Raw genomic sequence first — 841 nt, forward strand, 5'->3', positions numbered from 1 at the left:
TTTTTTGCAAGTAGTCTGTTCTTGCATTTGTGATTTTCTCATGGATTCGAGCTACTTTCCGTTTTTGCTTTTGGAAGTTTTTCGCATCATCCAATTTACATTTTCGTTTCAAAGCGAGCTGCTGTCTTCGGGAAAGAACACGCTGGGCATCAGCTAGTTTCTTATCCGATGCACGAAGCCATTTAGGATTACCATATACTTCACCATTTGAAAGAATGGCAAAGTTTTTTAATCCTAAGTCAACACCAACGGAAGAGCTTGTTTTGTCTACAGGATGAGCCTCCACTGCTGCAAGAATGGATACAAAGTATTTTCCACTTGGATTCCGTCTAATAGTAGCATTTAAAATACGACCATCCACTTCACGGCTTTTAGCAAAACGAACAAGTCCAAGTTTTGGCAATTTAATTTTGTTGCCTGCAATGTCAATGTTTCCGTTCGTTTCTTTTGTTGTGTAAGACTGCACTCTATTCTTTTTAGATTTGAAGCGAGGGGATTTGTTTTGCTTTTTGAAGAATCGTGTATACGAATCAGCAAGGTTTTTCAGTGAGGATTGGAGAGCTATGCTATCAACTTCTTTTAACCATAGTAATTCCTTTTTCAACTGTGTTAATTCAGCAGAACAGGAATTGTAGGTTAATCCTTTTCCGGTCGCTTTGTATTTATCATTCCACTGTCCCAAAAAGCGATTGAATACGAAACGACAACATCCAATTGTCTTAGCAATAAGGATTTCCTGTTGTTCAGTTGGATAGATACGGAACTTATATGCTTTGTTGATTAACATTGTTTTCACCTCACCTTCAAGGGGAATGTTTGTTCTTATTATACCATATTGAGG

1 protein-coding gene is annotated in these 841 nt (G+C 37.7%); it reads right to left on the minus strand.

The genetic code is table 11. The annotated features are described in order from the left end of the window. Positions 1-787, minus strand: a 787-nt coding sequence (locus CHI06_RS28975; RefSeq protein ID WP_095252074.1) for an RNA-guided endonuclease TnpB family protein, incomplete at its 3' end; no start/stop codon positions are given. Positions 788-841: the final 54 nt, after the last annotated feature.

The organism is Bacillus sp. 7884-1, from assembly GCF_002272245.1.
Taxonomy (GTDB): Bacteria; Bacillota; Bacilli; order Bacillales; family Cytobacillaceae; genus Neobacillus.